General features: G+C 71.2%; 20 protein-coding genes. 10 read left to right on the plus strand and 10 right to left on the minus strand.

The features are described from left to right. Positions 1-151 precede the first annotated feature (151 nt). Positions 152-910, plus strand: a complete 759-nt coding sequence (locus tag ACSMXR_RS15345) for an SDR family NAD(P)-dependent oxidoreductase (RefSeq protein WP_030088106.1) — start codon at positions 152-154, stop codon at positions 908-910. Positions 911-985: 75 nt separating this feature from the next. Here ACSMXR_RS15345 and ACSMXR_RS15350 read toward each other — a convergent pair whose 3' ends face one another. Genes ACSMXR_RS15350 through ACSMXR_RS15370 form a run of 5 tightly spaced genes read right to left on the minus strand, consistent with a single transcriptional unit; the run spans position 986 to position 6,035 of the window. Then, positions 986-1,975 (minus strand): endonuclease/exonuclease/phosphatase family protein, encoded by a 990-nt coding sequence (locus tag ACSMXR_RS15350; RefSeq protein WP_376186760.1) that lies wholly within the window; start codon positions 1,973-1,975, stop codon positions 986-988. A 19-nt stretch (positions 1,976-1,994) separates the two neighbouring features. Continuing rightward, positions 1,995-3,068 (minus strand): ABC transporter ATP-binding protein, encoded by a 1,074-nt coding sequence (locus ACSMXR_RS15355; RefSeq protein ID WP_473172121.1) that lies wholly within the window; start codon positions 3,066-3,068, stop codon positions 1,995-1,997. Then, entirely contained in the window at positions 3,065-3,922 is an 858-nt protein-coding gene (locus ACSMXR_RS15360) for an ABC transporter permease (RefSeq protein WP_137234201.1), read from the minus strand. The genes ACSMXR_RS15355 and ACSMXR_RS15360 overlap by 4 nt, the downstream gene beginning before the upstream one ends. Next, positions 3,910-4,884, minus strand: coding sequence for an ABC transporter permease (locus tag ACSMXR_RS15365; protein WP_170994654.1), 975 nt, complete (start codon positions 4,882-4,884; stop codon positions 3,910-3,912). The genes ACSMXR_RS15360 and ACSMXR_RS15365 overlap by 13 nt, the downstream gene beginning before the upstream one ends. 2 nt (positions 4,885-4,886) lie before the next feature. Next, a complete protein-coding gene (locus ACSMXR_RS15370) occupies positions 4,887-6,035 on the minus strand; it encodes an extracellular solute-binding protein (protein ID WP_376186756.1) in 1,149 nt (382 codons plus the stop codon). 323 nt (positions 6,036-6,358) lie between these two features. On the opposite strand from ACSMXR_RS15370, the gene ACSMXR_RS15375 reads away from it, so the two are divergent. The 4 genes from ACSMXR_RS15375 (at position 6,359) to ACSMXR_RS15390 (ending at position 9,614) form a co-directional block, all read left to right on the plus strand. Next, positions 6,359-7,099: a GntR family transcriptional regulator gene (locus ACSMXR_RS15375; protein WP_137234203.1), complete on the plus strand. Its 741-nt coding sequence runs from the start codon at positions 6,359-6,361 to the stop codon at positions 7,097-7,099. A gap of 84 nt (positions 7,100-7,183) precedes the next feature. Further along, the gene (locus ACSMXR_RS15380; protein ID WP_473172122.1) at positions 7,184-7,831 is read left to right on the plus strand and encodes an HAD family hydrolase; all 648 of its coding nucleotides are present in this window, start codon (positions 7,184-7,186) and stop codon (positions 7,829-7,831) included. An 88-nt stretch (positions 7,832-7,919) separates the two neighbouring features. Beyond that, a complete protein-coding gene (locus ACSMXR_RS15385) occupies positions 7,920-8,537 on the plus strand; it encodes a dihydrofolate reductase family protein (RefSeq protein ID WP_376186753.1) in 618 nt (205 codons plus the stop codon). A 183-nt stretch (positions 8,538-8,720) separates the two neighbouring features. Further along, the gene (locus tag ACSMXR_RS15390; RefSeq protein ID WP_473172123.1) at positions 8,721-9,614 is read left to right on the plus strand and encodes a hypothetical protein; all 894 of its coding nucleotides are present in this window, start codon (positions 8,721-8,723) and stop codon (positions 9,612-9,614) included. Positions 9,615-9,668: 54 nt separating this feature from the next. Here ACSMXR_RS15390 and ACSMXR_RS15395 read toward each other — a convergent pair whose 3' ends face one another. After that, positions 9,669-10,862: an RtcB family protein gene (locus ACSMXR_RS15395; RefSeq protein ID WP_137234207.1), complete on the minus strand. Its 1,194-nt coding sequence runs from the start codon at positions 10,860-10,862 to the stop codon at positions 9,669-9,671. A 172-nt stretch (positions 10,863-11,034) separates the two neighbouring features. Between ACSMXR_RS15395 and ACSMXR_RS15400 the strand changes: the two genes are divergently transcribed. The 4 genes from ACSMXR_RS15400 to ACSMXR_RS15415 all read left to right on the plus strand — a co-directional run bounded on the left by ACSMXR_RS15400 (position 11,035) and on the right by ACSMXR_RS15415 (position 15,437). After that, positions 11,035-11,913, plus strand: coding sequence for a DUF3558 domain-containing protein (locus ACSMXR_RS15400; protein ID WP_364889621.1), 879 nt, complete (start codon positions 11,035-11,037; stop codon positions 11,911-11,913). A 193-nt stretch (positions 11,914-12,106) separates the two neighbouring features. Then, a complete protein-coding gene (locus ACSMXR_RS15405; RefSeq protein ID WP_137234209.1) occupies positions 12,107-12,961 on the plus strand; it encodes a DUF3558 domain-containing protein in 855 nt (284 codons plus the stop codon). A 202-nt stretch (positions 12,962-13,163) separates the two neighbouring features. After that, positions 13,164-13,859 (plus strand): hypothetical protein, encoded by a 696-nt coding sequence (locus ACSMXR_RS15410; RefSeq protein WP_473172124.1) that lies wholly within the window; start codon positions 13,164-13,166, stop codon positions 13,857-13,859. Positions 13,860-14,075: 216 nt separating this feature from the next. Next, positions 14,076-15,437: a DUF2637 domain-containing protein gene (locus tag ACSMXR_RS15415; RefSeq protein WP_137234211.1), complete on the plus strand. Its 1,362-nt coding sequence runs from the start codon at positions 14,076-14,078 to the stop codon at positions 15,435-15,437. A gap of 88 nt (positions 15,438-15,525) precedes the next feature. Here ACSMXR_RS15415 and lysS read toward each other — a convergent pair whose 3' ends face one another. Beyond that, positions 15,526-17,289, minus strand: a complete 1,764-nt coding sequence (lysS, locus tag ACSMXR_RS15420) for a lysine--tRNA ligase (protein ID WP_381851961.1) — start codon at positions 17,287-17,289, stop codon at positions 15,526-15,528. 135 nt (positions 17,290-17,424) lie between these two features. Between lysS and argS the strand changes: the two genes are divergently transcribed. Further along, entirely contained in the window at positions 17,425-19,197 is a 1,773-nt protein-coding gene (argS, locus tag ACSMXR_RS15425) for an arginine--tRNA ligase (protein WP_218525963.1), read from the plus strand. An 80-nt stretch (positions 19,198-19,277) separates the two neighbouring features. On the opposite strand, the gene ACSMXR_RS15430 is transcribed toward argS, so the two are convergent. The 3 genes from ACSMXR_RS15430 to ACSMXR_RS15440 all read right to left on the minus strand — a co-directional run bounded on the left by ACSMXR_RS15430 (position 19,278) and on the right by ACSMXR_RS15440 (position 21,868). Then, positions 19,278-19,634 carry an antibiotic biosynthesis monooxygenase family protein gene (locus ACSMXR_RS15430; protein WP_473172125.1) on the minus strand — a complete coding sequence of 119 codons (357 nt, stop codon included), beginning with the start codon at positions 19,632-19,634 and terminating at the stop codon, positions 19,278-19,280. Positions 19,635-19,695: 61 nt separating this feature from the next. Beyond that, positions 19,696-20,934, minus strand: a complete 1,239-nt coding sequence (locus tag ACSMXR_RS15435; RefSeq protein ID WP_473172126.1) for a phospholipase D-like domain-containing protein — start codon at positions 20,932-20,934, stop codon at positions 19,696-19,698. Between the two features lie 112 nt (positions 20,935-21,046). After that, complete coding sequence (locus ACSMXR_RS15440) at positions 21,047-21,868, minus strand: GntR family transcriptional regulator (protein ID WP_218525960.1); 822 nt, start codon at positions 21,866-21,868, stop codon at positions 21,047-21,049. Positions 21,869-21,924 lie beyond the last annotated feature (56 nt).

A 21,924-nucleotide genomic window follows, 5' to 3' on the forward strand; every position in this document is an offset into this window, starting at 1 on the left:
GATTAGTCCGATGAACGTACCGCCCTGACGCGCTCTCCCCCACCCGCACAGCCCACGGCCACACAGCCCACGGCCGCCCCGCGCGCCCGGGTGCCCCGCGACGCCTGCCTATCCTTTCCCGGTACCCGATCAGCTGTCCGAGGAGATCGCCATGGCCGCCACCCCCATCGCCGTCATCACCGGCGCGAGCAGCGGCATCGGCGCCGCGACCGCCCGTACGCTGGCCGCCGCCGGCTTCCGGGTCGTGCTGACCGCCCGCCGCAAGGACCGCATCGAGGCACTCGCCGCCGAGCTCACCGAGGCCGGTCTCCAGGCGACGGCCTACGCGCTGGACGTCACCGACCGGGCGGCGGTCGACGAGTTCGCCACCGCGTTCCGCTCGCTCGCCGTCCTCGTCAACAACGCGGGCGGGGCGCTCGGGGCCGACCCGGTCGCGACCGGCGACCCCGCCGACTGGCGGCAGATGTACGAGACCAACGTCATCGGCACCCTCAACGTCACCCAGGCCCTGCTGCCCGCCCTCACCGCGAGCGGCGACGGCACGATCGTGATCCTCTCCTCGACCGCGGCGCTGTCCTCGTACGAGGGCGGCGGCGGCTACGTGGCGGCCAAGCACGGCGAACACGTCCTGGCCGAGACCCTGCGCCTGGAGATCGTCGGCACCCCGGTCCGCGTCATCGAGGTGGCCCCCGGCATGGTCAGGACCGAGGAGTTCGCCACCACCCGCTTCCGCGGCGACACCGAGAAGGCCGCCAAGGTCTACGCGGGCGTCGACGCCCCGCTGACCGCCGAGGACGTGGCCGACACGATCGGCTGGGCCGTCACCCGCCCCAGCCACGTCAACATCGACCTCCTGGTGGTCCGCCCGCGCGCCCAGGCCTCCAACACGAAGGTCCACCGCACCCTGTGAGCCGGTGAGCCGGTGAGCGAAGGGGCCCGGGACCCGGCGTACCGGTCCCGGGCCCCCGTCGGCCGCGCCTCGGCCTCAGCCCACCGTGAACGTCGTCAGGACCGCCGCGTGGTCCGTGGGCCACACGTTGCCCGCCTGGTCCGGGACCGGCTTCGGGTCGCCGTCGACGAAGGACACCGACTCCTTCACCGTGAGCTTGTCGCCCGCGTAGTCGATGAAGTCGATCCGGTCCTGCGGCTCGTCGACGCCCGTGGAGCCCTCGTGCTTCGGGTAGACGGGCGACCAGGTGGTGCCGGGCACCGCCGCCGGGTCCGGGTTGGCCTCCCGGAAGGAGTCCTTCAGACCGGCGCCCTCGAAGATCTTGGTGACGGGCCAGTCGACCTGTCCGTAACCGCAGTGGCTGTCCTTGGTCGCCTCGGTCCAGTCCAGGTGCGAGGGCGTGTTGAAGTCGCCGACGAGCAGCACCGGCGTCTCGTCCGCCGCGGCGATCTTCGGCGCGAGGTCCTTGGCGATGGCCTCGGCCTGCGGGGTGCGCCCGGACTGCGCCTCCCGCAGGAAGATCTCCTCGACCGGCATCTCGTCGAAGCAGGCGTCGTACGGGCCGTACGGGTCGTAGCCGAGGTGCGCCGTCCAGAGTTCGACCTCCTGGCCGGTGGCCTCGTCGATCCGGATGCGGACGCCCGCCGCCGCCTGGCTGGTCTCCACCTCCGAGCTGAACGGGAAGCGGCTGATGATGCCCAGGTCGGCATCGGACTGCCAGTGGTCCCAGCCCAGCTCCTCCGCCAGCTCCTTCGCGGAGTGCCCGGAGGTCTCCTGGAGTCCGACCACATCGGGCCGGTGCTTCTTGATCACGGCGACCTGCTTGGCCAGACCGTCGTCGACCTTGGCCCCGCCGTGCCACAGGTTCAGGGTCATGACGCGCAGCTCGCTCGCGGCGGCCGGCCGGCCGGGCTTCGTGGCCTCGTCGGGCCGGTCCGCCGGACCGGCGACCGCCACGGCCGCGGTCGCGGCGAGGGCGACGGCCGCTCCGGTGGCGGACAGGAACACACGGCGCTTGGCACTCACTGGTTGCTCACTCCTTCACTTACACCTTCGGGGACGGGAGGACGGCGCGCTCGGCGACGAGCACGGGGTTCTCGTGCGGGGTGATCGTGCAGCGTGCTCCCGGCGTCAGCGCGGTCGCCTCCCAGCTGGGCAGGTCGGCCTTGCACTCGACGCCGGAGTCGGTGGTGAGGTGCAGCCGGGTGGTGGGCCCGAGGAAGGTCGCCACCCGTACGGTCGCGGGGGTGCCCGCCGTGTCGTCGGCGGCTCCGACCGCCAGCCCCTCGGGGCGCAGCAGTACGTCGACCTCCGCGCCGGCGGCGGGGGTCGCGCCGTGGATGGGCAGCCGCCGCCCGAACAGCTCGACGATCCCGCCGTCCCGCACGGTGCCCGGCAGCCGGTTCATGGTCCCGACGAACTCGGCGACGAAGGGCGTGGCCGGGCGGTCGTACAACTCACCGGGCGCGGCGCACTGTTCGAGCCGGCCGTCCTTCATCACGGCGACGCGGTCCGCCATGGACAGCGCCTCCTCCTGGTCATGGGTGACGAAGACGGTGGTGATGCCGAGGTCCAGCTGGATGCGCCGGATCTCCTCGCGCAGATTCAGCCGCACCTTGGCGTCGAGCGCGGACAGCGGCTCGTCCAGGAGCAGCACCTTGGGCGAGATCGCCAGCGCGCGGGCGAGCGCCACACGCTGCTGCTGGCCGCCGGACAGCTGGTGCGGATAGTGGCCCTCGCGGCCGGGCAGGCCGACCAGCTCCAGCAGCTCCCCCGCCCGCTGCTTGCGCTCCGCGGCGCCCCGGCCCCGTACCCGCAGGCCGTACGCGATGTTCTCGGCGGCCGTCATGTTCGGGAAGAGGCTGTACGACTGGAATACCATGCCGATGTCACGGCGGTGGGCCGGGACCGAGGTGACGTCCTGGCCGTCCATCAGCAGTTCGCCGCCGTCGGCGCTCTCGAACCCGGCGATGATGCGCAGCGCGGTCGTCTTGCCGCAGCCGGACGGGCCCAGCAGAGCCACCATCTCGCCCGGGGCGATGTCCAGATCGAGTCCGTCGAGAGCGACCGTGGAGCCGAACTTCCGGCGCAGTTGCTTGAGTTGCACGGGGACGGTCATGACACGGTCTTCTTTCGGTTCTCGCGGTTCTCGCGGACGGAGCCCGGGCGCGTACGACGGCGGCTGCGGCCACCGGCCAGGGTGGTGAGCAGGAGCAGCAGCCCCCAGGTGATCAGCAGGCTGAGCATCGCGGCCGCCACCGACAGCTGGGCCTCGGAGTCCTTGATCTCCACCATCCACACGGAGAACGGGCGGTAGGAGAGCACGGAGGCGACGGTGTACTCGCCGAGCACCATGGCCAGGCTGAGCACGGCCCCGCCCACCACGGCGGTCCGCAGGTTCGGCACGATCACCTGCCACAGCGTCTGCAGGCGGGACGCGCCCAGGCTGCGGGCGGCCTCGACGAGGGTGCGCAGGTCGACGGCGCGCAGCCCGGCGTCCAGCGAGCGGTACAGGAACGGCAGGGACATCACCGTGTAGACGAGCACGAGGATCAGCGGGAAATCCTCGTCCCGCAGCACCTGGAAGGTCATGTACAGGGGCGTGTCGGCCAGGTCCTGTTCCCAGGACAGCACCGTGGTGACGCCCGCGACCAGCGCGATCGGCGGCACGACCAGCGGCATCATGCAGAGGATCTCGACGATCCGGCGCAGCCTCGGCAGATAGAGCGAGATCGCGACCAGCGTCGGCACCATCAGCAGCAGCCCGCAGACGATGGTGGCCAGCCCCAGACGCACCGAGAGCATCAGGCTGGTGGTCAGCCCCTCGGTGCCGAGACCCTTGGTGTACGCGTCGAAGCTGATGCCCTCGACCTCGTTGACGCTGAACCAGACCGAGGCCCCGATCGGAACCAGGAAATACAGCGCGGCGAGCGGCAGGACGACGCCCCGCGAGGTGAACTTCATCCGAGCCATCGGGTGCTCCTGCGCTGCAGCGGTATCTGTACGGCCATCACGAGCAGCGCGATCACGACCATGTTGAGGCTCATGGCGAGGGCGAGGTTCTCCTGGCCCACCAGGACGTTGCCGTTGAGGGCGTTGGCGATCTGGATGGTGATCAGCGGCTGCGAGGAGCCGACCATCACGGCGGCGGTGGCGTGCGAGGCGAACGCCGTGCCGAACATCAGCACCGCGCCGCCGAGCAGCGACGGGGTCAGCACCGGGATGCCGACGTGCCGCCAGTACTGCCCCCGGGTCGCCCCGCAGGACGCGGCGGCCTCCTGCCACTGGGAGCGCAGCCCGTCCAGCGCGGGCAGGACGGTCACCACCATCAGCGGCACCATGAAGTAGAGGTAGGCCAGCACCAGGCCGGTGAAGCTGTAGAGGCTGAAGCCCGTCCGGTCCAGGTGGAGCAGCTGGGTCACCGTGCCGGTGGTGCCGAGCGTCGCGATGAAGGCGAAGGCGAGCGGCGCACCGGAGAAGTTGGCGAGCACCCCGCTGGCCGAGACGACGACGCCCCGCAACGCCGGGCGCGGCGAGCTGACGACGGCCTGCGCGATCAGGGTGCCGATCACGGTCGCCAACAGGGCGGTCACGAGCGAGAGTTCGACGCTGCCGGTGAGCCCGGTCGCGTACGCCCCCGACAGCGAACCGCCGACGTTCTCCGTGGAGAACCGGCCCTCGCCGCTCGCCGGGTCGACGACGGTGAACGCCCCGTACACCATGGTCCCGGCGGGCAGCCCGAAGCACACGGCGAGGAACGCGAAGAAGGGAACGACGACGGGCCACCGGTGCCGCCGCGCGCCACGGCGGCGGCCGCCGCCGTCCCGTACCGGAGGCACGGAGCCGGCGGGGGCGGCCGGGCCCGCCGCGGGCGCGGAGGCCGCCAGGACGGCGGCTCCGCTGCCCGCGGGGGAAGGTGCGGTCTGATCGGCCATGCTCAGCTGACCGCCTTGCCCCAGCCCTGCACGACCGTCTCCTTGGCCTTGGCCTCCTGGTCCACGGTCGGCTCCTTCGGCGTTCCGTGGACCTCGGGAATCTTGGCCAGGGCGGCGTTGTCGGCGGTGCCGTCCTTCTTCATCGCGTCCAGGAGCGCCGGGCGGGAGAAGCCCTTGAGCCAGATGTTCTGGCCCTCGGGGCTGTAGATGAACTCCAGCCACAGACGGGCGGCGGCCGGGTGCGGGGCGTACTTGTTGACGCCCTGGTTGTAGTAGCGCGAGTACAGCCCGTCGGAGGGCACCGCGACCTGCCAGTCGACGCCCTTGGACGCCAGCTTCTGGCCGTACCCCAGGTTGAGGTAGTCCCAGTCGATCGAGATCGGCGTCTCGCCCTGCTGGATGGTGGCGAGCGTCGACTTCGCGGGCACGAAGTTGCCCTTCTTCTTCAGCTGCTGGAAGAAGTCGAGACCGGGCTGCGCGTCGTCCAGGGAACCGCCGTTGGCCAGCGACGCGGCGACGACCGCGGCCAGCGCGGAGCTGGACTCGGTCGGGTCGCCGTTGAGCGCGACCTTGTTCCGGTACTCGGGCTTGAGCAGGTCCGCGAACGTCTCCGGGCAGTTCTTCACGGCCTTGGCGTCACAGCCGATGGAGATGAAGCCGCCGTAGTTGTTCATGAAGGAGGCGTCCGGCTGCTTCTGCGCGTCCGGGATGCCCTTCCAGCCCGCGACCTTGTACGGCGCGAGCAGACCCTGCTTCTTGGCGTCCTGCATGTACGAGGTGCCCAGGTCCAGCGCGTCGACGGCCCGGTCCTGGCCCTTGCGCTTGGCCGCGGCGTTCAGCGCGCCCTGGCTGCTGCCGCCCGGATCCTCGTTGTTGACCTCGATGGCGTACTTCTTCTCGAAGGCCGCGATCATCTCGCCGTAGTTGGCCCAGTCCGGCGCGAGGGCGTAGACGTTGAGCTTGCCCTCCTTCTCCGCCGCCGCGACGAGCTTCTCCATACCGCCGAGCGCCGCGGCCGACTCCGCCTTCGCGGCCTTGCTGTTCTTCGCACCCTCGTCGTCGGGTGCGGAGCCACAGCCGGTGGCCACCAGGGCGGTGAGGCCGGCGAGGGCCGCGGCGGTCAGGACGCGGCGGGGATGGTGTGCCTTCACGATGCGTACTCCTGGGTCTGCGGCGAGCCACCTGTATGGACAAGCCATCGTCAGTAAGCCAGGTGAAGCTAGCAGCCAAGTGAGCGGCGGGTAAAGCTTTATGGAGGTAAAAAGTGCAGGTCAGAAGCGTTATCAAGACGTAGGTTTACCTACTCCCAAACCGGTTAGACGCAGAGTTCGCACTTCGGGCCCCAGCGACCGCGGACCACCGATTGCGCGCAGTTCCAAGATGCGTCGCACCCCGTGCGGATGACATGATCGTCCCTGCTCACCCGGACCGCACCGCGCGTCCGGCGCACCCCACGGAAGCCCCAAGGAGAGACGTGACCCGACGGCACCAGCAGATCGCCGAGGAGCTGCGCCGCGCCATCGCCGAAGGCATCCACCCCGTGGGCTCCGAGCTGCCGTCCGAGTCCGAACTCGCCCTGGCCCACGGCGTGTCCCGGGGCACCCTCCGCCAGGCCTTCGGCACGCTCCAGTCGGAGGGTCTGATCGGCTCCCGGCAGGGCGCCCGCCGGACCGTCCTGTCCACCACGCCCAGCCAGAGCTTCACCGAGCTGCGCAGCTTCGCCGAGTGGGCCAGGGCGGGCGACCGCACCCCCGGCGGCCTGGTGCTCCGCTCCCGCCGCGGAAAGGCCACCGAGGCCCAGGCCGCCCTGCTCCAACTCGCCCCCGGCGAACCGGTCCTGCACATCCTGCGGGTACGCACCCTGGACGGCGAACCGGCCCTCCTGGAGCGCACGGTGTACGCCGGGTGGGCGGCGGCCGCCGTCGAACGGCTGCCGGACGACTGCGAGTCGGTCACCCGGAGCCTGTACGAGGAGGCCGGCATCGTCATGAGCAACGGCGAGCACCACCTGGACGCGGTCGCCGCGGGCACCACGGACGCCCGCGAACTCGGCGTCCGGCGCGGCTCCCCGCTGCTGCGGGTGCGCCGCACCACGACCACCTCCGAGGGCCGCCCCGTGGAGACCTCGGAGGACCGCTACCGGCCCGGCTCGGTGGTCTTCACCGTCCGCAACTCGGTACAGGCCAACCCCCTGGTCCGCACCGCCGCCGACTGACCCGCCGCGGCCCGCCCTCCGGCCGCCCGAACGTCCCCTCCCTGCCCTTCCGGCGCAGCCCACCCCAGGAACAGCGAGCCCCGTATGCCCCCGCTCCCCCGCCCCGCCGCCCTGCTGTGCGACATGGACGGCACCCTCGTCGACACCGAGCACGCCTGGCTGGACACCGTCGCCGGGTTCCTGCGGACACAGGGCTCCCCGGCCGGCACCGGCACCCTCGCCCCGTTCGCGGGCGCCCCGGTGGCCGACGCGGCGGCCCGGCTCGTACGCGACGGCCTCACCGCCCTGTCGGAGCCGGAGACGGCCGCCCGGCTCGACCAGGAGTTCACCGCGCGGGTCGCGGCCGGAGTGGCCGTCCAGCCGGGCGCCCTCCGCCTCCTGGACCGGGCGCGCGCCCTCGGCGTACCGACGGCCCTGGTCACCGCGTCCGAGCGGCACGTGGCCGACCTGGTCCTCGAAACGCTGGGCCGGCACCGCTTCGACGCCTCGGTCGCCTCGGGCGAGACCGCACGCGGAAAGCCGCACCCCGACCCGTACCTGGCCGCCGCCGCCGCGCTCGGCGTGGCTCCGCAGGACTGCCTGGCCGTCGAGGACACCCCCACGGGCGCCGCCGCCGCGCTGGCCGCGGGGTGCCGCCTGCTCGCCGTCCCGTCGGTACCCGGCATCGAACCGGGCCCGCGCACGGTCCTGGTCACCTCGCTCACGGAGGCGGACCTGACAGGCGCGGCGTAAGGAGTACGGGTCGGGCCGCGCGTGCTAGGAAAGACGGCAAAGGCCCGCCGTACCGGTCGGAAGGCCCCCCACGCAGAGGAGTGCCGCGATGAAGCTGGTGGTGCAGGAGTTCCTGACGCTCGACGGCGTCTCCCAGGGCCCGGGGGCGCCGGACGAGGACACCAGCGACGGGTTCACCCGGGGCGGCTGGTTCGTGCCGCACCTGGACGAGGCGTTCGAGGCCCTGGCCGCCGAATGGCTGGCCGAGGCGGACGCGTTCCTCTTCGGCCGCCGCACCTACGAGAACTTCGCCCGGGACTGGCCGCAGATGACCGACCACCCCTTCGCCGCCATCCTGAACGGCCTGCCGAAGTACGTGGCCTCCACCACCCTGACCGAGGCCGGGGCCACCTGGAACCCGACCACGCTCCTCTCCGGCGACGTCCCGGCCCGGGTGGCCGACCTGAAACGGCAACCCGGCCGCGACCTCCAGATCCACGGCAGCGCCCGCCTGGCCCAGTCCCTCCTGGCAGCGGGCCTGGTCGACGAACTGCGCCTGGCCATCGCCCCGGTCGTACTCGGCGAGGGCCGCCGCCTGTTCCCGGACGGCGGCGCCCCGGCCGGCCTCCACCTGACCGAACAGCGGACGACGCCGGCCGGCGTCTCCGTCCACGTCTTCACGGTGACGGGAACGCCGGACTACGCGACGTACGGGGGCGGGGCGTAGCGGGGCCTGCGGACCTGCACTCCCCACCACCGCCCTCGATCACTCGTGCGGGTGACCGGACCGGATCACCCGCCCGGCCCTCGAACCCGCTGCCTAAGCTCGGTCGCGCCAGAACACAGCGCGGCCCCCGGTCAGGATTGCCGTCCCGGCCGAGGGCCTCACCATCAGGAAGTAGGGCTTCCCGTGGCTGAGCACGACACTAACGCGCCCCCGCTCTTCGAGATCGGCGATCTCCTGCCCGGCCCACCCGCCGGTCCCGCCTTCATGGATCTCCAACACCCCGACTACGCCTACCTGTTCGGCTTCCTCCAGGCCGACGGCCACCTCGCGCAGGGCACTGGCCGCAAGGGCCGCCTGACGGTGGAGATCAGCGTCCGGGACATCGCCGTACTGCGCGAGTTCCAGCGCCTGACCCCGTACAACACCAGCATCACCGAGCGCGTGCGGGCCACGAACTTCTCCGAGGAGCATCACTCGGCCACCTGGACCCTCTGCGATCAGGAAGCCAGGGCCAGGCTCAACGGGCTCGGCCTTCCCTACGGCCGGAAATCGAGGAAGATCACCCCGCCCCGGGTGGAGTTCTCCCGTCGCGACTATCTCCGGGGCGTCATCGACGCCGACGGCTCGGTCGGACACACGGGACAGGGGCTCCCGTTCGTCTCGCTGACCACCGCGAGTGCCGCTGTCGGCGCGTATCTCTGCCGGTACGCCAAGGCGGTGACGGGGGCCGCCCGGCAGATCGGACGCAATACGCGTGACGGGATCTACAACGTGGTCTACACGAAGGAAGCGGCGGTTCAGCTGGCCGGGCATCTGTACTACCCGGGCTGCCTGTCCCTGCCACGCAAGCAGACGGCGGCCGCCTCGCTGGCTTCCTGGGAGCGCCCGGCGGACATGCCCGTCCGCCCTCCGGGACGACGCTGGAAGGCATGGGAGGACGGTGTTCTGCTGGCTCACGACGATGCCGGAACGGCGGCCGCCGAACTGGGCCGCAGCGAAGCCTCCTGCTCCGTACGCCTGTGGCGGCTGAGGACCGGGAAGGTGCGGCACCCCGAAGACGCTCCGCCCGGCGCGTAGGCATCCCGGAAGGCCGGTGAGGGGCGCGCCGCCATCGGCGGCGACGCCCCTCACTCAGCCCTTGATGCAGATGACCTGCTTGAGCTTCGCGACGACCTCGACCAGGTCCCGCTGCTGCTCCATGACCTGCTCGATCGGCTTGTACGCGGCCGGGATCTCGTCCAGGACGCCGGAGTCCTTGCGGCACTCCACACCGCGCGTCTGCTCCTCCAGATCCCGCACCGTGAAGCGGCGCTTGGCCGCGTTCCGGCTCATCCGGCGACCGGCCCCGTGCGAGGCCGAGTTGAACGCCTTCTCGTTGCCGAGACCCTTCACGATGTACGAACTGGTGCCCATCGAGCCGGGGATGATGCCGTACTCACCGGAGCCGGCGCGGATCGCTCCCTTGCGGGTGACCAGCAGGTCCGCTCCGTCGTACCGCTCCTCCGCCACGTAGTTGTGGTGGCAGGAGATCTCCTGCTCGAAGACCGGCTTCGCCTTCTTGAACTCCTTGCGGACCACGTCCTTGAAGAGCGCCATCATGATCGCGCGGTTGTACTTGGCGTACTCCTGCGCCCAGTACAGATCGTTCCGGTAACCGGCCATCTGCGGGGTGTCCGAGATGAAGACGGCCAGGTCCCGGTCGACGAGGCCCTGGTTGTGCGGAAGCTTCTGGGCGATGCCGATGTGGTGCTCGGCGAGCTCCTTGCCGATGTTGCGGGAGCCCGAGTGCAGCATCAGCCACACCGCACCATCACTGTCGAGACAGAACTCGATCATGTGGTTGCCCGAGCCAAGCGTTCCCATCTGCTTCGTGGCACGTTCCTGACGGAATTTGACCGCGTCGGCGATCCCCCCGAACCGCCCCCAGAAGTCGTCCCATCCCGACGTCGGGAACCCGTGCAGCTTCCCCGGGTCCACCACGTCGGCGTGCATGCCCCGGCCGACCGGAATCGCCTGCTCGATCTTGGAGCGCAGCCGTGACAGGTCGCCGGGAAGATCGTTCGCGGTGAGGGACGTCTTGACGGCGGACATCCCGCAGCCGATGTCCACCCCGACCGCGGCCGGGCACACCGCGCCCTGCATCGCGATCACCGACCCGACCGTCGCCCCCTTGCCGAAGTGGACGTCCGGCATGACCGCGAGGCCCTTGATCCACGGCAGTGTGGAGACGTTGCGCAGCTGCTGCATCGCCCCGTCCTCGACCGACGCGGGGTCCGCCCACATCCGGATGGGAACCTTCGCTCCCGGTACCTCTACGTACGACATAACTCCTCGATTCCCCCGAAAAGACTGAAAGCGCAAAACCGGTGCCAAGGTCGGCAAACCTGTCGGCCGACCGGCATTCACAGCGGCGCGTGCGATACACATTGTGTCCATCGGCCGCCTTCGAGCGGCAACCCGTTTTCCGTACCGAAGGGAGCCTGGGACGGTGCGACACATGGCGTACGTACCCGGCGTCGCGCTTCTCGCAGCGCTCGTCGTCGGCTGCAGCGCCGACGCCGACAGCAGCGCGAACGGCGCCGACAGCAAGGCGGGCAGCCCGACCGTCACCCCCGCTCCTCCCGGCAAGTACCTGACGCTGCCCGCCCCCTGCCGTGCCGTGCCGCGCTCCACGCTGAAGGACCTGCTGCCCGGCGCCGCGGAGCTGCCCGGGGACCAGCAGGAGAAGGTGTTCCGGGGCACGGCGGCCGTCACGTACGACACCGACCGCAAGGTCGGCTGCAGCTGGAAGTCCGACGCGCCGGACGCCACACGGAGCCTGTCCATCGACCTTGAGCGCGTCGTCTCCTACGACCCCGCGGTCAGCGACGACGACCGGGCCGACACGGTGTACGCGAAGAAGGAGAAGGCCGCCGGCCTGTCGTCCTCGACGCCTCCCGGGCCGGACGCGGAGAAGAACTCCGGAACCCCGGACGAGAAGGCCGAGAAGGACGAGAAGGGGGAGAAGGGCGAGGGCGACACGGGCAAGGGGAAGGGCACCGCCTCCTCGGGGCCCTCGTCCACCGCCTCGCCCTCCAAGACCCCCGGCGGAGGCGGCAGCGCGAGCAGCAGCGGCAGCGGCGGGCCGGAGGACGTCCTCCCCTCGCGCATCCTCGACAACCTCGGAGATGCCGCATTTCTGCACGATCTGCCCAAACGGTCAGGTTCCACCGCACAGAACCACACGGTGAGCGTGGTATTCCGCACATCGAACGTGGTCGTGACCGTCCGGTACGCCGAGCAGCCGGCCCTCGTCACCCAGGAGCCCGACGGCGCGGAACTCCAGGAGAAGGCCCAGGCACTGGCCCGGAAGCTGGCCGAGACGCTCAGCGAGTAGACCCCGTCCGACGGGTCCCCGACCGGCCGGATTCCGGCCTCCGGGGGCTCCCGGCGGCGGCACATGCCGGCCGCCGCCCGTCGTACCGTGGCTGTCCGGAAGACGTACCGACCCGCGACCGAGCCCGCCCGTACACCCGCACGAACCGAGACCTCCCGCACCGAGAGCTCCGTGCCATCCGAGTGAAGGAACCATGCACCGATCTGCCCCGCGCCTGTCCCGCATCCTCGCCTGCGCCGCCGTTCCGGTGATGCTCGTAGCCGTCGGCTGCTCGTCGGACTCCGGCTCCGACGGCAAGAAGAACGCGGGCTCCTCGTCGTCCGGCTCCCCCAGCACCAAGCCCTCGGAGCCCACCGTCGAGCCGGCGAAGTTCGCCGATCTGCCCGACCCGTGCGGCTCGATCGCCAAGAAGACGATCGAGGACCTGGTGCCCTCGGCCAAGAAGAAGAACGGCACGGCCGGCCGGTCCAACGACCTGGCGGCCCGGAGCAGCTGCTCCTGGAACGGCCTGGACGACAAGGGCGTCAAGGGCTCGCAGTACCGCTGGCTGGACGTCGGCTTCACCCGGTTCGACTCGGACCAGTCGCTGGGCAGCGGCGCCAAGCGCGCCACCGACGACTACGCGAAGCAGATCACCAAGACGAAGGCCACCGAGGGCGCCGAGAAGCTCGCCGCGGAGCCCGCCGCCGGTATCGGCGAGGAGGCCACCCTCGTCACCTACGGCCTCAGCAAGACGGACGAGGACTTCGCGTACGCCACCGTCGTGGCGCGTACGGGCAATGTCGTCGTCACCCTGACGTACAACGGCGCGGGCTACGCCGGCGCGAAGACCCCCTCCTCCGCGGACATCGTCAAGGGCGCCCAGAAGGCCGCGAAGGAAGCGGTCGCCGCGGTCGCCGACACCGCCGGGGACGCCAAGGGCACGCCGTCGAAGGGTGACGCCGAGGGCGACAAGAAGGACGACGCCAAGGACGGCGAGGACGGCAAGAAGGACACGGCCAAGGGCACGTCCACGTCGAAGCCGAAGTCGAAGTTGAAGTCGAGCTGACGCCTGCGCGCGAATACGCCGACACCCCTTCCCAGCACCGCTTTTCCGGAACCCGGCCCTCCCCCGAGGGCCGGGTTCCGCGCGTTCGGCATGCCCCGGCGGCATGTGCCTGTCACCTTCCTGCCAACCCTCCCCCGGTTCCGTTCCGGGCCCCGCGAACGCCGTTACGCTCCACGGCGAACCCCGAGGAAAGGCAAGGGAATTGCGCAATCGAATCGCACTCGCCGCAGCGCTCACGACCGGCCTGTTCGCGCTCACCGCCACCGCCGCGACCACCGCCACCGCGGCTCCGGCCGAACAGCGGGCCGCGGGATCGGGCGACGCCCGCGCGTGCGCGGACGTGAAGCTGTCCGGCGCCCTGCCCGTACCGCCGGAGGGCATGGCCGTGCGGCAGGACGTCTCCATCGGCCCCGACTGCGAGCCGGTGCTCGGCCCCGCACGGCTGGTGGCGAAGGCCGGCCCGGCCGCGAACGCGCGGACGGCCGCTGCCGCCGCCCAGGGCGACCGTCAGGTCCGCAGCTGGTCCGAGATGTACGACTGTTGCAACATCCGGATGACCGGGCTCTACACGACCTCCGACTGGAGCTCCGACGGCACGGTGGTCACCGCCTCGTCCACCGACGCGACCCAGCAGTGGAACCGTGAGCCGTGGAACGCGGGCTGGTCGCTGAAGTCCTCGGGCAAGTCCGCCGACTGCGTGGCGAATTGCGCGGTCTCCACCAACGTGGCCGACGCCTCGTTCACGTACAAGGGGATCTTCGACCCGACGGGCAACGTGTACGCGAACACGCACCGCTCCACCGTGGCCCTCAAGGCCGACGGGACCGCGTCCTGCGAGTTCGAGGTCGACCTGAAGAACACGTTCATCGGCTGGAACTGGCAGCGCGGCTGCGAGTGACCCTCCGGCGGTGGCGGCCCCCTCGCCGCCACCGCCGAAAGCCCGCACCGGACCCGGAAACAGCCCCGCAAACAGCCCCACAACTCCGCCCCGCGCAACGAAACTCGCACACATGTGCCAGGCTGTGCCATCGCCGGGCCTCTCAGGCCTGGCCGAAAATCAAGGCCGGGCGCACACGCCGGGTCCGGGCAGCAGAGGTCGGGGAGGGGATCGCGCGTGGCCGCGATGCAGCTGACACGCACGCACCGCATACTCATCGGGGTCGTCGTCGCGGGTGCGGTGGTCATCGCCGCGATCGGGTTCGCGGGTTCCTACGCCGCCGTGCGCGAGCTGGCGGAGGAGAAGGGCTTCGGGTCGTTCTCGCTGGTCTTCCCGATCGGCATCGACGCGGGCATCTGCGTCCTGCTGGCGCTGGACCTCCTGCTCACCTGGATGCGGATCCCGTTCCCGATGCTGCGCCAGACGGCGTGGCTGCTGACGGCGGCGACGATCGCGTTCAACGGCGCGGCCTCCTGGCCCGACCCGCTGGGCACCGCGATGCACGCGGTGATCCCGGTGCTGTTCGTCGTCTCCGTCGAGGCCGCCCGGCACGCGGTGGGCCGGATCGCGGACATCACGGCGGACAAGCACATGGAGGGCGTCCGCCTCACCCGCTGGCTGCTCTCGCCGATCCCGACGTTCAAGCTGTGGCGGCGGATGAAGCTGTGGGAGCTGCGCAGTTACGAGCAGGTCATCAAGCTCGAACAGGACCGGCTGATCTACCAGGCCCGCCTCCAGGCCCGTTTCGGCCGCAGCTGGCGGCGCAAGGCCCCGGTCGAGTCGATGATGCCGCTGCGGCTGGCGAAGTACGGCGTACCGCTCTCCGAGACCGGTCCGGCCGGGCTGGCCGCCGCCGGGATCGAACCGGCCCTGCTGCCGCCGGTGCCCGTCGAGGCCGACCGCCCGAAGGCCGAGCTGGCGTACGGGCCCCGGCAGGGGTACGAGGGACACCAGGAGCACCAGGGGCACGGGCCTCAGCAGGGCCAGGGGCTGGACCAGGAACCGGCCCATTCCCACCCCCAGCAGCAACAGCCCCACCCCGGCTCGCTCCAGCAGCAGGTTCCGCCGGGCCCGCCCACCCACGACAGCCCCTGGTTCGCCGCCCAGAAGCTGCCGGACAACGTCCACGAGAGCGCGTACGACCCGCAGTACGTCGAGGGGCTCGAACCCACCCCGGTCCAGATCCCCGCGGGCCCCGGCCGCACCCGTCCGCTGGGTGACGTCGGCACCATCGGCGCGGTCCCGCACCCCCGCCACGAGGAGCCGTCGCCCGAGCTGCCGGAGGTTCCGGCCCCCGAGGAGGCCCCGCAGGTGGAGGAGTGGCCGATGGAGGACACCGACTTCGCCCGGGAGGCGTACGAGGTGTTCAGCGACTACACCGACGAGCAGGGGCAGCACCCGTCCCTGGAGGTCCTGGACATCCACCTGGCCGATACGCGCAACGTCCGCCACCCGCGCTCCACGCAGCTGCTCCAGCAGCTGATGCCGCAGTTCAGGGACGCGTACGCGCAGCAGGCGACCGCCGACCAGCCTGCCTGAGGCGCGGACGTACGACCTACGACGGACGGCGGAGGGCCGCCGCCCGGGAGTGATTCCCGGGCGGCGGCCCTCCGCCGTTGTCAGGGTGTTACGCGCCCAGCAGCCTGCGCACCCGGTCCGCCCCCACCGCGAGCAGCAGCGTGGGCAGCCGCGGGCCCGTGTCGCGGCTGACGAGCAGCCGGTAGAGCAGGGCGAAGAAGGACCGCTGGGCGGCCTTCAGCTCGGGCGTCGGCTTGGCGTCCGGCTCCAGGCCCGCCAGCACCTTCGGCACCCCGTAGACGAGCGTGGTGAGGCCGTCCAGCGACCAGTGCGTGTCCAGGCCCTCCAGGAGGAGGCGCAGCGACTCGCGGCCCTGGTCGTCGAGCGAGCCCAGCAGCTCCTTGTCGGGCTCGTCCCGGACGATGGTGCGGGCCTCGGCCGGGACCTGGGTGGTGATCCAGTTCTCGGCGCGGTCCAGGCGCGGGCGCGCCTCGTCCAGCGAGGTCAGCGGGTTGTCCGGGTCCAGCTCGCTGAGGATGCGCAGCGTCTGGTCCTCGGCTCCGGCGGTGATGTCGGCGACCGAGGCGAGCGTCCGGTACGGCAGCGGGTGCGGGGTGCTCGGAAGCTCCCCGGCGGCCGTGCGGACGGCCCGGGAGTGCGCGGCGGCGTCGGCGGGCAGCACCGTGCCGTCGGCGACCTTGCGGCCCAGCGAGTCCCACTCGTCGTACAGCCGCTGGATCTCCTGGTCGAAGGCGATCTTGAACGACTGGTTGGGCCTGCGGCGGGCGTAGAGCCAGCGCAGCAGCGGCGCCTCCATGATCTCCAGCGCGTCGGCCGGGGTGGGCACCCCGCCCTTGCTGGAGGACATCTTGGCCATGCCGGAGATGCCGACGAAGGCGTACATGGGCCCGATGGGCTGCACGCCGTCGAAGACCTCGCGGACGATCTGGCCGCCGACGACGAAGGAGGAGCCGGGCGAGGAGTGGTCGACGCCGCTGGGCTCGAAGATCACGCCCTCGTAGGCCCAGCGCATCGGCCAGTCGACCTTCCACACCAGCTTGCCGCGGTTGAACTCGCTGAGCCGGACCGTCTCGGCGAAGCCGCACGCCGAGCAGGTGTAGTTCAGCTCGGTGGTGTCGTCGTCGTAGGAGGTGACGACGGTGAGGTCCTTCTCGCAGTTGCCGCAGTAGGGCTTGTACGGGAAGTAGCCGGCGCTGTTGCCGCTGCCGTCGTCCTCGTCGGCGGCGCCGGAGCCCTCGGCGGCCTCCAGCTCGGCCTCGTCGACCTTCTTCTGCTGCGGCTTCTTGCCGCCGCCCTTGCCCTGGGCCGCCGGGTCCTTCTTGGTCCGGTAGCGGTCCAGGACGGCGTCGATGTCGGCGCGGTGCTTCATCGCGTGCAGGATCTGCTCGCGATAGGTCCCGGCGGTGTACTGCTCCGTCTGGCTGATGCCGTCGTACTCGACGCCCAGCTCGTCCAGGGCCGCCGTCATGGCGGCCTTGAAGTGCTCGGCCCAGTTCGGGTACGCGGAGCCGGCCGGGGCGGGCACCGAGGTCAGCGGCTTGCCGATGTGCTCGGCCCAGGTCTCGTCCACGCCCGGGACGCCGTTCGGCACCTTGCGGTAGCGGTCGTAGTCGTCCCAGGAGATCAGGTGGCGCACGGTGTGTCCGCGGCGGCGGATCTCGTCGGCGACCAGGTGCGGGGTCATGACCTCGCGGAGGTTGCCGAGGTGGATCGGGCCGGAGGGGGAGAGCCCGGAGGCGACGACGACCGGTTTGCCAGGCGCACGACGCTCCGATTCGGCGATGACATCGTCCGCGAAGCGGGAGACCCAGTCGGTCTCGGTGCTGGTCTGACTCTCGGCCACGGTCGGCACGTCCTTCTCTCGTCTGTCGTTTCCCGATGGGGTACGGACCATTCTCCCAGCTACCCCCCGCAGCGCGAAAACGGCTTTACGCCCCGTGGGATACTGGACCGATCCCTTGTACTTCTACGGAAACGGCAGCCAGACATGGCCTCGGTCCCTTCCCTCGCTTCCACGCTCCAGCAGCAGCTGGCGGACGCCCTGACGGCAGCTCTGCCGGATGCCGGCACCGCGGACCCGCTGCTGCGCCGAAGCGACCGGGCCGATTTCCAGGCCAACGGCATCCTCGCGCTCGCCAAGAAGCTCAAGGGCAACCCCCGCGAGCTGGCCGCCCAGGTCACCGCCGCCCTTCCGGCGGGTGAGCTGATCAAGGACATCGAGGTCTCCGGGCCCGGCTTCCTCAACATCACGCTCGCGGACAGGGCGATCGTCGAGACGCTGGCCGCCCGGGCCGCCGACGCCGAGGGCCGGCTCGGCGTGCCGCTGAAGGCCGAGGCCGGCACCACGGTCATCGACTACGCCCAGCCGAACGTGGCCAAGGAGATGCACGTCGGCCACCTGCGGTCGGCGGTCATCGGCGACGCCATGGTCAAGATCATGGAGTTCACCGGCGAGAACGTCGTCCGGCGGCACCACATCGGCGACTGGGGCACCCAGTTCGGCATGCTCATCCAGTATCTGATCGAGCACCCGGGCGCCCTGAAGCACGAGGGCGGCGCGAGCGACGGCGAGGCGGCGATGTCGACGCTGAACCGGGTCTACAAGGAGTCGCGGGCCCTGTTCGACTCCGACGAGGAGTTCAAGGCCCGGTCCCGGGACCGGGTGGTGGCGCTCCAGGCCGGTGACCCGGAGACGCTGGAGCTGTGGCAGGGCTTCGTCGACGAGTCGAAGATCTACTTCCACTCGGTGTTCGACAAGCTCGACATGGAGATCGTCGACGCGGACATCGTCGGCGAGTCCGGCTACAACGACATGCTGGAGGAGACCTGCCGGATCCTGGAGGAGACGGGTGTCGCCGTCCGCTCCGAGGGTGCGCTGTGCGTGTTCTTCGACGATGTGAAGGGCCCGGACGGCAACAAGGTCCCGCTCATCGTGAAGAAGACGAACGGCGGCTACGGCTACGCGGCCACCGACCTCTCCGCGATCCGCAACCGGGTCCAGGACCTCAAGGCCGACACCCTGCTGTACGTGGTGGACGCCCGGCAGTCGCTGCACTTCAAGATGGTCTTCGAGACGGCCCGGCGGGCCGGCTGGCTGGGCGACGGCGTCAAGGCCGTGCAACTGGCCTTCGGCACGGTCCTCGGCAAGGACGGCAAGCCGTTCAAGACCCGTGAGGGCGAGACGGTCCGGCTGGAGGACCTCCTCGACGAGGCGGTCGACCGGGCCACCGCGGTCGTCCGGGAGAAGGCCGGGAAGGTGGGCCTGTCCGAGGAGGAGATCGTCGAGAACGGCCGGTACGTCGGCGTCGGCGCCGTGAAGTACGCGGACCTGTCGACCTCCGCCGTACGGGACTACAAGTTCGACCTGGACCAGATGGTGTCGCTGCACGGCGACACGTCGGTCTACCTCCAGTACGCCTACGCCCGGATCCGGTCGATCCTGCGCAAGGCCGGCGACGCGGTCCCGGCCGCCCACCCGGAGCTGGAGCTGGCCCCGGCCGAGCGGGCGCTCGGTCTGCACCTGGACCAGTTCGGCGAGGTGCTCGCCGAGGTCGCGTCGGGCTACGAGCCGCACAAGCTGGCCGCGTATCTCTACCAGCTGGCCTCGCACCTGACCACGTTCTACGACCAGTGCCAGGTGCTCAGCCCGGACAACGCCCCGGAGGTCGTCGAGAACCGGCTCTTCCTGGTGGAGCTGACCGCCCGGACCCTGCACCAGGGGATGGCGCTGCTGGGCATCCGGACGCCCGAGCGGCTCTGATCCCGCACCCGGTTCGTACGTACGTCGGCCCCGGCACCTGTTCCGCAGGCGCCGGGGCCGATCGCGTACGGCAGACACCCTTAGGGTGCGGTGAGTTCCACGACGACGTCGTAGACGGCCGGGTTCGGGGTGACCGGCTGCTTCGTCTCCTCCCGCGCGGCCCGGGTCCGGGAGGCGAAGTCGGGGTCGGCGGTGGCGGCCTCCCACGCCTCCTGGCTCGCCCAGTGGGAGACGTTGACGAGCTGGAAGCGGGAGTCCGAGGAGCGGGCCCGGTGCATCCGGGAGTCGATGAAGCCGGGCTTGTCCCGCATGAGGCGGGCCCGCTGCTCCCACTTCGCGACGAACGCGTCGAGTTCATCGGCGGCTATCTCGAAGACGTTGATGAAGGTGACGGCCGAGTCCGGGGTGTCGGCGGTCAAACCGTTCTCTGTGGTCAAACCGTTCTCTGTGGTTAAGCCGTTCTCTGTGGTCATGCGGAAACCCTAGGAGGCCGTGAGCTCAGAGGAAGCGGCGGATCGGCGTCACGGCCGCTTCCCGGGCCCGCTGGAGGAGGTCGCGGCGCTTCCACCGGCCGCGCTCGATCAGCACGCTCTTCTCCCGGTCCTCCTCGAAGTGGCCGTCGAGCGTGGCGGTGAAGTCCTGGTCGAGGACGGCAAGCATGACCTCCTCGTCGTGGTCGAGGGAGCGCCGGTTGAAGTTGGTGGAGCCGATGAGCGAGGCGACCCGGTCGACGGTGAGGGACTTCGTGTGCATCATCGTCGGCTGGTACTGGTGGATCTTCACGCCGCAGGCGGTCAGCTCCTCGTAGTACCGCTGCCCGGCGAGCTGGCAGACCCGCTTGTCGGTGTGCGGGCCGGGCAGCAGGATCTCGACCTCCACCCCGCGCCGGGCGGCGGCGCAGAGGAGCCCGGTGAAGTAGGCGTCGGGGGCGAAGTAGGCGGTGGTGAGGCGGACGCGCTCCTCGGCGGACTCCAGGACGACCCGGATCAGGGTCTGCATGTCCTGCCAGCCGAAGGAGGCCGAGCCGCGCACCACCTGGACGACGGCGTCGCCGTGGTGCTCCTCCGCGATGAACCGGTCGCGCTCGTCGAAGAGTTCGTCGTGGCACTCGGCCCAGTTCTGGGCGAACGCGGCGGCCAGCCCGTCGACGGCGGGCCCGGTGACCTGGACGTGGGTGTCGCGCCACTCGTGCTCGTTGCGGGCGTCGCCGCACCATTCCTCGGCTATCCCGACGCCGCCGGTGAACGCGGTGCGCTCGTCGACGACGAGGACCTTGCGGTGGCAGCGGTGGTTCTGCTTGAGCGGCGAGAGGTAGAGGGGCTTGCGGAACCAGGTGACGGTGACCCCGGCCCGGTCCATCAGCTCCAGCTGGTCCTTCTCTATGAGCCGCGACCCGAACCCGTCGAGCATGAGCCGCACCCGGACCCCGGCCCGGGCGCGGTCGGCCAGCGCCTCGGCGAACGTGCGAGCGATGTCACCGCGCCAGTAGACGAACGTCATCAGGTCGACGGTGTGCTCCGCGCCCCGGATCGCCGCCAGCATCGCGCCGAAGATGGCGTCGCCGTTGCGGAGCGGGACGAGGGCGTTCCCCTCGGTGGCGGCGATCCCGATCAGCCGCTCCAGCCTGCGTCTGAGCCGCAGGGACCGCTCCTCGCAGGTGCGGTCCTCCGAGGAGTCCGGGGTGTCCGGGGTGTCCGGGGCCGTCGGGTCGGAGGCTTCGGCAGCAGTGGCGGACATGTCTCACCTGGTGGGTACGGGGGTGGGGCGGCCGTACACCGTCGTCGCACGGCGGCGGGGCTGCCGGGGCCCCGCAGACTGTACTCCCGGGTCCTGTCCGCGCGTACGGCTGCTATCGGTCGGCGGCGGGTACGGACCCCGGTCCCGGGGCGGCCGCCCCGGCGTCGCCCGTCTCCCCCTCGTCCAGCCGGAGCGCCCTGAGCCGGTTGCTCGCGGGGCGACGGCCGCCCCTGCCCCCGGCGGCCCGGTCCATGGCGGAGGGCACCACATTGCCGGGCAGCCGCAGCGCGTCCAGCACCTCGGCCAGGTGGCGGCTCATCTCGGCCGAGGCGGCGGCCCCGTCCCGGTCCGCCACGGCGTCGCGGAGCACCCGGTGCGAGGCCCAGCCCTCGGGCTCCGTCGTCATCACGATGGACACGAACGCCAGCATGGTCCGGTACTGGAGCGGCTCCAGGACCTCGATCAGCGTCGCGTGGCCCGACATCAGGGTCAGCACGCGCAGGAACTCGCGGTGCGCCCGGTTGGCGTCCGGCCGGGCCCGGCGTTCCAGCGCGTCGAAGCCCTGCGCCAGGGCCCGGTCCAGCGCGGCCAGCTGCTCCGCGTCGTGGAACGCGGCGGCGCGCTCGGCCGCCCACGGCTCCAGCCGGGCCCGGGCCTCCACGGTCTCGACGATCTGGTCGAGGTCCTCCGGCCCGAGGCGGGGGATGAACGCCCCCCGGTGCGCGTGCAGTTCGACCAGCCCACGGCCCGCCAGGCTGCGCAGCGCCTCGCGCACGGGCAGCCGGGAGACCCCGAGCGCCTCCGCCACGGCCTCGGTGACGATGTGCTCGCCGGGGCCCAGGCGCAGGCTAAGGATCTCCGCGTTGAGCAGGTCGAAGACGCGTTTCTCCAGCGTGGAGGCCACGCTGGGGCGGGCGGGACGGCGAGGCGGCATGGTCCTCAGTATCCGGTACGGGCCGGTGGGAGTCACCGGCGCCGCCGGGTACCGCA

It is taken from the genome of Streptomyces sp. DSM 106670 (assembly GCF_055792845.1).